Here is a 13,773-nt window from a genome sequence, read left to right on the forward strand (position 1 = left end):
ACCGATGTCCTTTCCTCTGCTGACAGCGACGGCGGTCCTCCCGGCCCTCGGGGCGGTCGCCACGGCAGCCATGCCGGCCGCGCAACGCACCGCGGCCAAATGGCTGGCGCTGCTCGTCTCGCTCGCCACGCTCGCCCTTGCGATCACGATCCTGGTCCGCTTCGACCCGGACGGCGGCCGCTACCAACTGACCGAATCACACGCCTGGATCGCGGACTTCGGCGTCAGATACGAGCTGGGCGTGGACGGCATCGCGGTGGCGCTGATCGCGCTGACCGCCCTGCTGATGCCGTTCATCATCCTCGCGGGCTGGCACGACGCCGACCCGCTGGAGACCGGCAGCAGGCGGTGGCGGCCGACGCAGGGCTTCTTCGCCCTGATCCTGGCCGTCGAGGCGATGGTGATCATCTCCTTCGAGGCCACCGACGTCTTCCTCTTCTACATCTTCTTCGAAGCCATGCTCATCCCGATGTACTTCCTCATCGGTGGCTTCGGGGACCGTGCCCACCAGCACGGCGAAGAGGCGGCGTCGACGCAGCGGTCGTACGCGGCGGTGAAGTTCCTCCTCTACAACCTGGTCGGCGGCCTCATCATGCTGGCCGCGGTGATCGGCCTCTACGTGGTCGCGGGGAACTTCAGCCTCCAGGAGATCGCGCAGGCCCGCGCCAACGGCTCGCTGCACATGGCGACCAACACCGAGCGCTGGCTGTTCCTCGGTTTCTTCTTCGCCTTCGCGGTGAAGGCGCCGCTGTGGCCGCTGCACACCTGGCTGCCCAACGCCATGCAGGAGTCCACCGCCCCGGTCGCCGTCCTCATCACGGCGGTCGTCGACAAGGTCGGCACCTTCGCGATGCTCCGCTTCTGCCTCCAGCTGTTCCCGGAGGCGTCGAAGTGGGCAACGCCCGCCATCCTCGTCCTCGCTCTGATCAGCATCATCTACGGGGCGTTGCTCGCCGTCGGCCAGCGGGACATCAAGCGGCTGGTGGCGTACGCGTCGATCTCACACTTCGGGTTCATCATCATGGGCATCTTCGCGATGACCAGCCAGGGCCAGTCCGGGGCCACGCTCTACATGGTCAACCACGGCATTTCGACTGCCGCGTTGATGCTGGTGGCGGGCTTCCTGATCTCCCGGCGCGGGTCGCGGCTCATCGCCGACTACGGCGGTGTGCAGAAGGTCGCACCGGTGCTCGCCGGCACGTTCCTGATCGGCAGCCTGGCCACTCTGTCGCTCCCCGGTCTCGCGCCGTTCGTGAGTGAATTCCTGGTCCTGGTCGGCACGTTCACGCGCTACCCGGCCATTGGGATCATCGCGACATTCGGCATCGTGCTCGCCGCGCTCTACACCCTCGTCCTCTATCAGCGGACGATGACGGGCCCGGTGAAGGCGGAGGTCTCCGCGATGCCCGACCTGCGCGCGCGTGAACTCGTGGTCGTGGCGCCCCTGATCGTTCTGCTGATCTTCCTGGGCGTGTACCCGAAGCCGGTCACGGACATCGTGAACCCGGCAGTGAAGTCGACTTTGTCCGATGTGCACAAGAAAGATCCCAAGCCCGCAGTGGAGGCGGCCAAGTGAGCGCATCAGCCGTCCACAGCCTGTGGACAACGGCGGCAACCGCGGCCGACCCGATCGCGAAGATCCCCGCGCCGAAGATCGAATACGGGCAATTGTCGCCCACCTTGATCGTCCTGGGCGCGGCGATCGTCGGGGTACTGATCGAGGCGTTCGTGCCGCGCAAGACCCGCTACTACGCACAGGTGTTCGTGTCCGCGGTCGCGCTCTGCGCCGCCTTCGCGGCGGTCGTGGCACTCGCGGCCGACGGATACGGCACCACCAAGGCACACATCGCGGCGATGGGCGCGATCGCCGTCGACGGGCCGTCCCTGTTCCTCCAGGGCACGATCCTGCTGGCCGGCCTCGTCGGCCTGTTCACCTTCGCCGAACGCCGCCTGGACCCGGAGGCGCACGGCAACTACGTCGACTCGTTCGCCGCGCAGGCAGCCTCCGTGCCGGGCAGCGAGAGCGAAAAGGCCGCGGTCAAGGCCGGGTTCACCACCACCGAGGTCTTCCCGCTGCTGCTTTTCGCGGTCGCGGGCATGCTGGTGTTCCCCTCGGCCAACGACCTGCTGACCCTGTTCGTGGCCCTGGAGGTCTTCTCCCTCCCGCTGTACCTGATGTGCGCCCTGGCCCGCCGCAAGCGGCTCATGTCGCAGGAGGCGGCGGTCAAGTACTTCCTGCTCGGCGCGTTCGCCTCCGCGTTCACGCTGTTCGGCATCGCGCTGCTGTACGGCTACGCGGGCTCGGTGTCGTACGCGAGGATCGCGCAGGTCGTCGACGGCACCGTCACGAACGTCGATCCGGCGCTCGCCGGCACCATGGGCAACGACGCGCTGCTGCTCGTCGGCGGCGCGATGATCGTCATGGGGCTGCTGTTCAAGGTGGGCGCCGTCCCGTTCCACATGTGGACGCCGGACGTCTACCAGGGCGCGCCGACGCCCGTGACCGGGTTCATGGCGGCGGCGACGAAGGTGGCGGCGTTCGGTGCCCTGCTCCGGCTGCTCTACGTCGTCCTGCCCGGCCTGCGCTGGGACTGGCGGCCGGTCATGTGGGCCGTCGCGATCGTCACCATGCTGGGCGGTGCGATCGTCGCGATCACGCAGACCGACATCAAGCGGCTGCTGGCGTACTCGTCGATCGCGCACGCCGGATTCATCCTCGCGGGTGTCATCGCGACGTCGAAGGACGGCGTCTCGTCCGTCCTGTTCTACCTGGGCGCCTACTCCTTCGTGACCATCGGCGCCTTCGCGGTGGTCACGCTGGTGCGTGACGCGGGCGGCGAGGCGACGCACCTGTCCAAGTGGGCCGGCCTCGGACGCCGTTCCCCGCTGGTGGCGGCCGTGTTCGCGGTGTTCCTGCTGGCCTTCGCCGGCATTCCGCTGACCTCCGGCTTCTCCGGCAAGTTCGCCGTGTTCAAGGCTGCGGCGGAGGGCGGCGCGGCCCCGCTGGTCGTGGTCGGTGTGATCTCGTCCGCGGTCGCCGCGTTCTTCTACATCCGCGTGATCGTGCTGATGTTCTTCAGCGAGCCGCGGCCCGACGGCCCGACGGTCGCCGTCCCGTCGCCGCTGACGGTGACCGCGATCGGGTTCGGTGTCGTGGTCACGCTGGTGCTCGGTGTGGCGCCGCAGTACTTCCTGGACCTGGCGAGCCAGGCCGGAGTGTTCGTGCGCTGACGGGTTGTAGCTGTCCGTCCGCGCGGCCCCGGTTCCGCAGGTGGGAACCGGGGCCTTCGCGCGTCCCGCGCCGGCCGCCCCGCGCTCGCCGTGCCGGTCGGCCCGCGCTCCGCCGTGCCGGCCGCCCGCACTCCCCGTGCTGATGCCGTCCGCACACGCGTCCGGGCCTGTGGATAACTCCGGCGTTGTCGGCGCCGACCCCTATCGTGGACGCAGTGGTCGAGGGACGACGCACGGGGGACGAGCGATGCACGGAATGGGCGGGACGGTTGTGACGACCGCAGCACACACATCGGCTGAACACGGCGAGAGCGAGGCGCTGGCCACACTCCACCGCGTCTTCGGATACGACAGCTTCCGCGGCGAGCAGGAAGCGGTGATCGAGCATGTGGTGACCGGCGGCGACGCCGTGGTCCTCATGCCGACCGGTGGCGGCAAGTCCCTGTGCTACCAGATCCCGGCCCTGGTCAGGCCTGGTACGGGCATCGTGGTCTCGCCCCTCATCGCGCTGATGCAGGACCAGGTGGACGCGCTGCGGGCGCTCGGCGTGCGTGCCGGGTTCATGAACTCCACGCAGGACTTCGACGAGCGCAGGGTGGTCGAGGCCGAGTACCTGGCCGGCGAGCTGGACCTGCTGTACCTGGCGCCGGAGCGACTGCGGCTCGACTCGACGCTCGACCTCCTCTCCCGCGGCAAGATCGCGGTCTTCGCGATCGACGAGGCGCACTGTGTGGCCCAGTGGGGCCACGACTTCCGCCCCGACTACCTCGCCCTCTCCCTGCTCGGCGAGCGCTGGCCCGACGTCCCGCGGATCGCGCTCACAGCCACGGCCACGCACGCCACGCACCAGGAGATCACCCAGCGGCTCCACATGCCGACGGCCCGGCACTTCGAGGCGAGCTTCGACCGGCCCAACATCCAGTACCGGATCGTGCCCAAGGCCGACCCCAAGAAGCAGCTGCTGAGCTTCCTGCAGGAGGAGCACGCCGGCGACGCGGGCATCGTCTACTGCCTGTCCCGTAAGTCGGTGGAGTCGACGGCGGAGTTCCTCAGCCGCAACGGCATCGAGGCGGTGCCGTACCACGCGGGCCTGGACGCGGGCACACGCGCGGCGCACCAGTCCCGGTTCCTGCGCGAGGAGGGCCTGGTCGTGGTGGCGACCATCGCCTTCGGGATGGGCATCGACAAGCCGGACGTGCGCTTCGTGGCCCACTTGGACCTGCCGAAGTCCGTCGAGGGCTACTACCAGGAGACGGGACGCGCCGGCCGGGACGGGCTGCCGTCGACGGCATGGATGGCCTACGGCCTCAACGACGTCATACAGCAGCGCAAGCTGATCCAGTTGGGCGAGGGCGACGAGGCGTTCCGGCGCCGGGCCGGCGCCCACCTGGATGCGATGCTGGCGCTGTGCGAGACCGTCCAGTGCCGGCGCGGCCAGCTGCTCGCCTACTTCGGCCAGGACCCCGACCCGGCGGGCTGCGGCAACTGCGACACCTGCCTCACCCCGCCCGAGACCTGGGACGGCACGGTCGCGGCGCAGAAGGTGCTGTCGACGGTGGTGCGGCTGCAGCGCGAACGCGGGCAGAAGTTCGGCGCGATCCAGATCGTCGACATCCTGCTCGGGAAACGCACGGCCAAGGTGATCCAGTTCGACCACGACCAGCTGTCCGTGTTCGGCATCGGCGAGGAGCTCGCCGAGGGTGAATGGCGCGGTGTCGTACGGCAGTTGCTGGCGCAGGGACTGCTCGCCGTGGAGGGGGAGTACGGCACTCTGGTGCTGACCGAGGACAGCGGGACTGTGCTTCGGCGGGAGCGAGAGGTGCCGCTGCGCAAGGAGCCGAAGAAGCCGGCGACCTCACGGTCGGCGTCGTCGTCCTCCGGCAAGGGCGAGCGCAAGGCCAAGGCCGCTGTGGCCGAGCTGCCCGAGGAGCTGCAGCCGGCGTTTGAGGCCCTGCGCGCCTGGCGCGCCGAGCAGGCCCGGGAGCAGGGCGTCCCGGCGTACGTCATCTTCCACGACGCCACGCTGCGGGAGATCGCCACCGCCTGGCCGACCTCGGTGACGCAGCTCGGCGGTATCAGCGGGGTCGGCGAGAAGAAGTTGGTGACGTACGGGGAGGGCGTGCTGGAGGTGCTCACCGAGCTGGGCGGGGCACCCGGCGCGGCCCCGACGGCCGGCTTGTCTCCGCCAGCCGGTTCGTCTCCGGCAGCCGGTTCGGCGTCGGCCGGCGACGGCGGCCACGGCGATGACCACTGGCCCGAGATGGATGCCGAGCCGGAGCCGGACGACTGGATATAGACGAGCCGGCCGCCCGGTTCGGGGTTCGGTGACCCGGGCGGCCGGTGGCCGTCACAGGGCCCGCGCCGCGTACGCCCTCACGTCCGCGTCCGAGTCCGATGTGGCCGTGGCCAGGGCGGCCCGGGCGTCCTCGGTCTCACTGTGCCGGGTCAGGGCCAGCACGGCTGCCTTGCGTACGTCGGCGTTCTGATCGGCGAGGGCCTTGGCGAGGGCGGGGACGGCCACGTCCGGCTCGGCGGCGGACAGCGCGGTCGCGGCGCCCTGCCTCACCTGCCAGGCCAAGTCGGACAGTGCGGACACGGCGCGTGCGGCGAGCGGTGCCGGGCAGCCCGTGGTGCCCAGTGCCCCGTAGGCAGCCCCCTGGACCAGCGCGTCCTCGTCGCCGGTGAGGTCCGCCAGGGCCGTGAGGACGGGGTTGAGGCCGCCGGACCCCACCGCGGCACCTTCCGTGTCCCCCACCCGAGCCGCCCACACCGTCGCCAGGGACTTGGCGATGGTGACGCGCACCTCGCGGGACGGGTCGGCAGTCGCCGCGTAGGCCAGTTCGGTGGCGGCGTCGACCGAGACCAGGGCCCGTACGGCCTCGATGCGGACGGAGATGACGGCGTCGGTCAGCGAGCCGGAGAACAGCGCCGCGTCACCGAGGCGCAGGGCGCGCAGGACGTCGAGGGCGGCGGCCCGGACGACTGGGTCCCGTTCGGCGAGTGCGGCGGAGAGGCCGTTCCGCAGGGCGGGTTCCGGCGGCAGCGTCTCGACGAGTTCGCGCAGGGACGCGGCTGCGGCGGACCGTACCTCGGCGGTGGCGTCGCGCAGGGCCTCGGCGAGGGCGGGGCCGGTGCCCGGCGGCACCGTCTCGGTCAGGACGGCGACGGCCTCGCGCCGGACGGCGGGTGCCGGGTCCGTCAAGTAGGGCCTCAGGGCGTCAAGTTCGGGCTCCTCCTCGGAGAGGGCGACGAGTTCCAGGAGACGGGCGGAGGTCTGTTCGGGACGGGACTGCGGCGAGTCGGGGGCGTCGTCCCGGCCCGGCCCGGCGGTCTCGGCCACGGTCTCGGGCGACACCTCCCGTGCGGAGGCCACCGGTGCCACATCGCGTGAGCCGGCCGTGGCGACGTCCTCGGCGTGGACCTCGCCGAGGTGACGGGAGGGACCGCCGACGGGGGTGAACTCGTCGACGGGGACGAGATAGGGAGCCACGGGACGGGCCGTGAACTCCATGGAGCCAGAGGGGGACTTGTGCAGGTCGAGGTGGTGGAACCAGGAGGCGTCGTCACGTTGGGGGTGATCGAGACGGTCGTGGTAGAGACCCCAGCGGGACTCCGTGCGGGCCAGCGAGGCACGGGCGGCCATCTCCGCGCAGTCGCGGATGAAGGAGACCTCGGCACAGCGCATCAGTTCGTGCGGGGTGCGCGCGCCCATCTCCGCGATGTCGTCGTGCATCCGCTCGAAGGCCTCCAGGGCCAGGGACAGCCGGGCACCCGACTTCGGCGGGGCCACGTAGTCGTTCACGAAGCGGCGCAGTTTGTACTCGACCTGGGTCTGCGGCGGGCCTTGCGGATGGTGCAGCGGGCGGTAGATCAGCTCGTGTGCCTCGCGCAGCTGGTCCTCGGGCAACTCGCCCTCGTAGGACTGGTACTGGGAGGCGTCCGCCCCCGCCAGGTCGCCGAAGACGAAAGCGCCGATCATGTAGTTGTGCGGCACACAGGCCAGGTCGCCGGCGGCGTACAGGCGGGGGACCGTCGTACGGGCATGGTCGTCGACCCGGACGCCCGAGGCGGAATGACCGCCGCACAGGCCGATCTCGGAGATGTGCATCTCGATGTCGTGCGTGCGGTAGTCGTGGCCGCGTCCCGAGTGGAAGGTGCCGCGGGTGGGGCGCTCGGTCGAGTGGAGGATCGTCTCCAGGGCGGAGACCGACTCCTCCGGAAGGTGGCTCAGCTTCAGGTACACGGGTCCGCGGTCACTCGCGACCTCCGCCGCGAACTCGGCCATCATCTGCCCGGACCAGTAGTCGGAGTCGACGAACCGTTCGCCGTGCCGGTTGACCTGGTAGCCGCCGAAGGGGTTGGCGACGTAGGCGCAGGCGGGGCCGTTGTAGTCCTTGATCAGCGGATTGATCTGGAAGCACTCGATGCCGGTCAGCTCGGCGCCCGCGTGGTACGCCATGGCGTAGCCGTCGCCCGCGTTCGTCGGGTTCTCGTACGTGCCGTACAAGTAACCGGACGCGGGCAGGCCGAGGCGGCCGCAGGCGCCCGTCGCCAGGATCACGGCGCCCGCGCGGACGGTGACGAACGCGCCCGTGCGCGTGTTGAAGCCGACCGCCCCGACGGCCCGCCCCTCGGCGGTCAGCACGCGTACCGGCATCACCCGGTTCTCGATGCGGATCTTCTCCCGCATCTCGCGCCGCCGCAGCTGCCGGTACAGGACCTTCTTGACGTCCTTGCCCTCCGGCATCGGCAGCACGTAGGAGCCGGAGCGATGGACCTGGCGGACCGCGTAGTCGCCGTGCTCGTCCTTCTCGAACTTCACACCGTACGACTCGAGGCGCTGCACCATGCCGAAGCCGCGGGTGGCGGTCTGGCGGACGGTGGACTGGTCGACGATGCCGTCGTTGGCGCGGGTGATCTCCGCGACGTAGTCGTCGGGTTCGGCGCGGCCGGGGATGACCGCGTTGTTGACGCCGTCCATGCCCATGGCGAGCGCGCCGGAGTGGCGGACGTGGGCCTTCTCCAGGAGGAGCACGTCCGCGCCGTGCTCGGCGGCGGTCAGCGCGGCCATGGTGCCGGCGGTGCCGCCGCCTATGACGAGGACATCACAGCGGATCTCCTCGGCGTCGGTGAGCGCGGGGATCTCCAGGGGCGTGTTCACGGGGGTGGTCACCGGGGTGCCTTTCAGGTACCGAGCGAGGAGAGGACGTCGCGCCGCAGCGCCACGCGCGCGGGGTCGTCGTGCGCCGTACGGTCGCGCGGGCGCGGCACGTCGCGTACGGCGGTCAGCCGGCCGTTGCCGAGGAGCGCCACACGGTCGCCGAGGAACAGGGCCTCGTCGACGTCGTGGGTGACGAAGACGACGGTCGCGCCCGTGCCCTGGAGCACCTCCACCAGCAGGTCCTGCATGCCGGCGCGGGTCTGGGCGTCGAGTGCGCCGAAGGGTTCGTCCATGAGGACGGCGCGGGGCGCTCCCGCGAGGGCCCGGGCCAGCTGGGCGCGTTGGCGCTGTCCGCCGGAGACACGGTGCGGCAGGTGCCGTGTGTGGTCGGCGAGTCCGACCCGGCCGAGCCAGGACTCCGCTTGGGCGCGGCGCTCGGTGCGCGACAAACCCCTGATGGCGAGCGGCAGTTCGACGTTGGCGCGCAGGCTGCGCCAGGGCAGGAGGGCGTCCTCCTGGAAGATCAGGGCGCGTTCGGCGGAGGGGCCCGTCAACGGGCTTTCGTCCTGGGTGATCTCCCCGGCCAACGGGGTCAGCAGGCCGGACAGCGTGCGCAGCAGGGTCGACTTGCCGCAGCCGGAGGGGCCCACGACGGTGAGGATCTCGCCGGGTGCGACGTCCAGGTCGACGTCTGCCAGGACAGGGGCGCCGGGGCGGCCGAGCGAGGCGCGGCCGAGGGTGAGCCGTGTGCCCCGTACCGCCGGCGGTGTCTGTGCCTGGGTTTCGGTGAGCGGGGCGGCGGTCACTTCGGTGTCAGACCAGGTGCTCATCCTGTGCCTCCTGGGTCGACGGGTCGGTCTTGGTCCGGGTGGGTGCGGAGGCGGGGGCGGGGGCGGGGGCCGCCGGGGTGGCCGCTCGGGCCGGCCGTGGCCTGCCACCGGGGACGTACGACGCGCGGGGCAGCCAATGCGTCAGCCGGCGGCCGAGGAGTTCCACGGCCGTGGAGGTGAGCCAGCCGAGCAGGCCGATCGTGACCATGCCGACGAACACGCCCGCGTAGTTGACGACGGTGTAGTCCTGCCAGGTGCGGTAGCCGACGCCGTACTGGCCGGAGATCATCTCCGCGGAGATCACACAGATCCACGAGACGCCGATGCCGACCGACAGGCCGCCGAAGATGCCGGGCAGCGCCCCCGGCAGGATGACCGAGCCGAGGACCCGCCACCGGCCGCCGCCCATGGTGCGCACCGCCTCCTCCCACACCGGCGTCAGCGCGCGCACGGCGTGCCGGGTGGAGACCAGGACCGGGAAGAAGGCGGCGGTGCAGGTGATGAAGACGATGCCCTGTTCGTTGGAGGGGAACAGGAGGATCGCGACCGGGACGAGGGCGATCGCCGGGATCGGGCGGATCACCTCGAGGATCGGCCCGAGCACGTCCTCGGCGAGACGGGAGCGCGCCACGAGCACGCCCGTCGCCACGCCCAGGACGGCGGCGAGCAGGAAGCCGGTGAGGATGCGGGTGAGGCTGTCGGTGAGGTCCGTCCAGTAGTCGGGCCCGGACAGCCGGCCGGCGAAGGCGCGGGCCACGTCGACGACCGTGGGGAACTGCGAGAAGCGCAGCCACAGGTCGATCTTCAGGCCGGCCAGCAGCTGCCAGGCGCCGAGGGCGGCCGCCAGCGAGGCGAGCCGCAGGGCGAAGCGGCCCGCTCGCTGCGGACAGCGGAGCGCGAACCTGCCCTGCCCCCGCGGTCGCGGGCTCACGACGCCCGCCCCAGCGCGTCGGCGTACGTGATGACACGGGCGCCCCCGTGCGCGGCGACGTACGCCTTCGCGGTGGCCGGCGCGACGAAGGGGAGGAGCTGGTCGCCGTCGGCCACCCAGACCGCCTTGTCGGCGAACCAGAGGGTGCCGGTGGTCGCGTCGGGGACGTACGCGGCGCGGATAGCGTCCTTGTGCTGGGCGACGTAACTCAGCAGCGCGGCAGGGGACTTGAAGCCGACCGTCTTCTCGGAGCCCCTGGGCCACACCTCGCTCGCGGCGGCGGGCGGCTTCGAGGCGAGCCGCTCGGTGTAGTCGCCGCCGAGGGCCCTCTTGACGTACTGGTCGTCGACGAAGGAGTCCACGTCGATGTCGCCGGTCAGCTTCGCCGCCTTCAGCACCGAGACGTCCAGCTTCAGCGCGGAGACGAGCTGCGGCTTGACCGCCGGGTCGAAGGTGGAGATGCCGTGGGCGCCGTTGTAGAGGTAGACGACCTCGGCGGGCAGGCCGGTGGCCTTGGCGACCGACTCGGCGGCGGCGACGGGATGTGCGTTGAGGTAGTCCGTGGCCTCCGACTGGGCCTTGAGGAAGGCCTCCAGGACGGCCGGCCGCTGCTTCGCGAAGTCCGCGCGGGCGGTGACACCGTGGAAGGTGGGGAGGTTCAACTGGGCGCCGTCGTACAGCGCCTTCGCCTTGCCCTGGAAGGTGAGCAGGCCCGGCCAGGCGACGAACTGGGACAGCGCGTCCGCGCTGCCCGCCGACAGTGCCGAAGCACCCACCGCGGGCTGCTGGTTGAGCTTCTCGATGCCCTTCTCGGGGTCGATGCCGGCGCGCTGCAGGGCCCGTACGAGGGTGCCGTCGGCGGCCGAGCCGATGCTCGTGGAGACCTTCTTGTCCTTCAGGTCGCCGAGGGAGGCCAGCTTCGAGTCCGGGGAGGTGACGATCGTGTTGAGACCGCCGCGGAGGTTGTAGCCGGTGACGGAGACCAGATGGGTGGGCTCGCCGAGCTGCTTGCCCCGGGCCGCGTTGATGAGCAGCGGGAAGTCGCCCATCGAACCGATGTCGATCTTCCCGGCGGTCATCTGGGCGGTGATGGGGGCGCCGGTGGCGTAGTCCTGCCAGTCGACCTTGTAGGTGTGGCCGTCGTGGAGGGCGTCGAGGTCCTTCTCGAAGTAGCCGAGGGAGCGCAGGAGGGTGCCGGCCGTGACCGTGTTGATGGTCTTGGACTGGTAGCCGACGGTGATGGTGACGTTCTTGCCGTCACCCGCCTCGGCGCTGCCGCCGCAGGCGCTCAGCGGAAGGAGGAGAGCGGCGGTGGCCATGGCCACCGTCGTGCGTTTCACGGAAGTGCGGGACATCGCGTTCGGGCCTCTCACCGGAGCAGGTAGGGCATGTTGACCGTCACGGCTCCGGTGGGGCAGCGGGCCGCGCACGGGCCGCAGTACCAGCACTCGTCGACGTGCATGTAGGCCTTGCCGCTGCTGTCGTCGATGGCGAGGGAGTCCAGCGGGCACATGTCCACGCAGAGGGTGCAGCCGTCGATGCACTTCGACTCGTCGATGGTCACGGGCACGTCGGCCCGCTGGGGCGCCAAAGGCATGACTGTCTCCAGGAAACGGGTCAGAAAAGGGGGCTAGAGGGCGCGGTGCAGCAGGCCGCTCATGGTGATGCGGTCGCCGCGGAATCGGATGAACTCCAGGTCCACGGGGCGGCCGTCGGCGAGGTGCGTGAGCCGTTCCAGCATGAGGACGGCCGCACCGTGCGGGGCTTCGAGCACGGCGGCGGAATGGGTGTCCGCGTTCACCGCCTCCAGGGTGATGTCGGCGTGGCCGAGTCCCTGGCCGGTGATCGTCTCCAGGAGGCGGAAGACGTCGGTGTTCTCCAGGTCGGCACCGAGCAGGGAGGTGCCGATGTCGAGCGGGATGTAGGTGAGGTCGAGGGAGAGGGGGAGGCCGTTCAGGCGGCGCAGGCGTTCGATGTAGAGGACGTCGGTGCCGGGCTGGACGTGCAGGCGGTCGGCTACCGGGGCCGGTGCCGGGGTGGGGCTCACGGTGCGGACCTCGTTGGTGACCCGGCCGTGCTCGCGGAGGGTTTCCGCGAGGCCCATCAGACGGTCGAGGCCGTGCGGGTACTTCTGGGCGACGATCACCGTGCCGACTCCGGGGAGCCGGTCCACGAGGCCTTCGGCCCTGAGCAGGTCCAGAGCCTGACGGACGGTGTTGCGGGTGGCGCGGTAGTCCGTGGCCAGGATCGTCTCGTGGGGGAGCGTGCCGTCCAAGAACCCGCCGGCCAGGACCTGGTGGCGGAGGAGGTCGGCGAGCTGCCTGGCCTGGTCGGCGCGCAGCCGGCGCCGCGCGCGGTGGGCGGCGACGGTGGTCGCGCCCTGGCCGGCGTGGTCTCGGATGCGGTCGCTGGGTGGCATGTCTCGAACCATAGCGACTTGGTAGGGAATGCAGTGTTGCTGGAATGTTGCGCCACCTGTCACGGCGTCAGGCAACTCGCTGACCTGGGGAAACAGTCGCGTCGATGTAAGATCTGCCACAACCCCGGTGTCCCGGAGAGGGCGGTCACCCCAGCGCCGTCAGCCCCGGAGCGAGCGCGATCAGCAGCGGCAGCAGTGGCACCAGCGCTGCCGCCGTCGTGGTGAGGGCACGGTGCCGGCGGCCCAGGCGCGGGGGCGGTTCGAGGAGGCGGCCCACGCGTTCGCCCAGGAGGCGGTGGCTGGAGGCGCAGGACAGCACACCGCGGTGCTGGTTCAGCTCGATCAGGGCGAGCGCCGTGGTGAGGTGTCCGCAGCGGCGCGACGCCGTGTCGTCCGCGGCCAGTTCCACCAGCCGGTATGTCTGGTCGCAGAAGTGGGCGAACAGCGGCACCCGGGGAAATCCCGTGGCCAGGGCCGTCGACAGGTGCAGGAGCCAGTCGTGGTGGGCGCGGGCGTGGTCGCGCTCATGGGTGAGGACGGCGTCGAGCTGGTGGTCGGTGAGCCGGTGCAGGGCACCCGTCGTGACGACCAGCTGGGGCGGGTGGCCCGGCATCCACCAGGCGTCGGGGTACTCGTCCTCCAGCACCAGCAGCGGGCCGCGCGCCGCCTCCTCCAGCCCGGCGGGCAGCTCGGGGGCGCGTTCACGCAGGTGCGCACGGGCCTGGCCGCGGCGGCGGCGGACCTCGACGAGTTCGCGCGCGAGCATCGCCGTCGTCCAGCCGGCACCGCAGGCCAGCACCAGGGTGAGGGCGACGGCCCAGGCCGGGGCGGCCGTCAGGTCGTACGCCGCGGTCACGGCCGGGGGCGCCGGCGCGAAGACGTGGTCGCGGAAGGTGTGGAAGACGGCGGCCGCGCCCAGCACGAGCGCCGTCAGACAGCACAGCAGGACGGTGGCGACCAGGCACTGCCACACCCACAGCGCGACCACGGGCTCCCGCTCGGGCCACGCCGCCCGCACCAGCGCACGCGGAACCGGCACGGCGGCCATCACGGCGGCGACGCTCAGCAGGAGCAGACAGACGGTCATGCCACGGTCTCCGGATCCTGGTCGGAGGAAGGGGCGGGGCGGTGGAGCGGTGAGGCGGTGCGGCTCGGCGCGCGGGACCCCGCCGCCAGTATGACGGCGAACGGCGCGTGAGTC

Annotated in this window: 10 protein-coding genes; 3 read left to right on the forward strand and 7 right to left on the reverse strand. The window is 71.1% G+C overall.

All coding sequences use genetic code 11. The features are described 5' to 3' along the window. Positions 1–4: 4 nt before the first annotated feature. The 3 genes from OOK07_RS25800 (at position 5) to recQ (ending at position 5,527) form a co-directional block, all read left to right on the forward strand. Positions 5–1,576: an NADH-quinone oxidoreductase subunit M gene (locus OOK07_RS25800; protein WP_266683173.1), complete on the forward strand. Its 1,572-nt coding sequence runs from the start codon at positions 5–7 to the stop codon at positions 1,574–1,576. Then, entirely contained in the window at positions 1,573–3,231 is a 1,659-nt protein-coding gene (nuoN, locus tag OOK07_RS25805; RefSeq protein WP_266683175.1) for an NADH-quinone oxidoreductase subunit NuoN, read from the forward strand. Before OOK07_RS25800 ends, nuoN begins: the two co-directional genes overlap by 4 nt. Before the next feature lie 256 nt (positions 3,232–3,487). Further along, positions 3,488–5,527, forward strand: coding sequence for a DNA helicase RecQ (recQ, locus tag OOK07_RS25810; protein WP_266683712.1), 2,040 nt, complete (start codon positions 3,488–3,490; stop codon positions 5,525–5,527). Between the two features lie 51 nt (positions 5,528–5,578). On the opposite strand, the gene OOK07_RS25815 is transcribed toward recQ, so the two are convergent. The 7 genes from OOK07_RS25815 to OOK07_RS25845 all read right to left on the reverse strand — a co-directional run bounded on the left by OOK07_RS25815 (position 5,579) and on the right by OOK07_RS25845 (position 13,659). Next, on the reverse strand, positions 5,579–8,404 hold the full coding sequence (locus OOK07_RS25815; RefSeq protein ID WP_323182985.1) for a fumarate reductase/succinate dehydrogenase flavoprotein subunit: 2,826 nt from the start codon (positions 8,402–8,404) through the stop codon (positions 5,579–5,581). An 11-nt stretch (positions 8,405–8,415) separates the two neighbouring features. Next, on the reverse strand, positions 8,416–9,222 hold the full coding sequence (locus OOK07_RS25820) for an ABC transporter ATP-binding protein (protein WP_266683176.1): 807 nt from the start codon (positions 9,220–9,222) through the stop codon (positions 8,416–8,418). Beyond that, positions 9,206–10,153, reverse strand: a complete 948-nt coding sequence (locus OOK07_RS25825) for an ABC transporter permease (protein ID WP_266798781.1) — start codon at positions 10,151–10,153, stop codon at positions 9,206–9,208. Before OOK07_RS25825 ends, OOK07_RS25820 begins: the two co-directional genes overlap by 17 nt. Beyond that, positions 10,150–11,493, reverse strand: a complete 1,344-nt coding sequence (locus OOK07_RS25830; protein ID WP_266798783.1) for an ABC transporter substrate-binding protein — start codon at positions 11,491–11,493, stop codon at positions 10,150–10,152. The genes OOK07_RS25825 and OOK07_RS25830 overlap by 4 nt, the downstream gene beginning before the upstream one ends. Before the next feature lie 29 nt (positions 11,494–11,522). Then, positions 11,523–11,750, reverse strand: coding sequence for a 4Fe-4S dicluster domain-containing protein (locus OOK07_RS25835; protein WP_016437651.1), 228 nt, complete (start codon positions 11,748–11,750; stop codon positions 11,523–11,525). Positions 11,751–11,783: 33 nt separating this feature from the next. Beyond that, positions 11,784–12,572, reverse strand: a complete 789-nt coding sequence (locus tag OOK07_RS25840) for a GntR family transcriptional regulator (RefSeq protein WP_266683182.1) — start codon at positions 12,570–12,572, stop codon at positions 11,784–11,786. Between the two features lie 145 nt (positions 12,573–12,717). Beyond that, positions 12,718–13,659: a M56 family metallopeptidase gene (locus tag OOK07_RS25845; RefSeq protein WP_266683184.1), complete on the reverse strand. Its 942-nt coding sequence runs from the start codon at positions 13,657–13,659 to the stop codon at positions 12,718–12,720. Between the last annotated feature and the right edge of the window lie 114 nt (positions 13,660–13,773).

It is taken from the genome of Streptomyces sp. NBC_00078 (assembly GCF_026343335.1).
In the GTDB taxonomy this organism is placed as follows: domain Bacteria; phylum Actinomycetota; class Actinomycetes; order Streptomycetales; family Streptomycetaceae; genus Streptomyces.

What these genes read in the sequence shown, in the direction of transcription:
- OOK07_RS25800 (WP_266683173.1), top strand. Translation starts at nt 5, where the DNA reads ATGTCCTTTCCTCTGCTGACAGCGACGGCGGTCCTCCCGGCCCTCGGG.
- recQ (WP_266683712.1), top strand. Translation starts at nt 3,488, where the DNA reads ATGGGCGGGACGGTTGTGACGACCGCAGCACACACATCGGCTGAACAC.
- OOK07_RS25820 (WP_266683176.1), bottom strand. Translation starts at nt 9,222, where the DNA reads ATGAGCACCTGGTCTGACACCGAAGTGACCGCCGCCCCGCTCACCGAA.
- OOK07_RS25835 (WP_016437651.1), bottom strand. Translation starts at nt 11,750, where the DNA reads ATGCCTTTGGCGCCCCAGCGGGCCGACGTGCCCGTGACCATCGACGAG.
- OOK07_RS25840 (WP_266683182.1), bottom strand. Translation starts at nt 12,572, where the DNA reads ATGCCACCCAGCGACCGCATCCGAGACCACGCCGGCCAGGGCGCGACC.
- OOK07_RS25845 (WP_266683184.1), bottom strand. Translation starts at nt 13,659, where the DNA reads ATGACCGTCTGTCTGCTCCTGCTGAGCGTCGCCGCCGTGATGGCCGCC.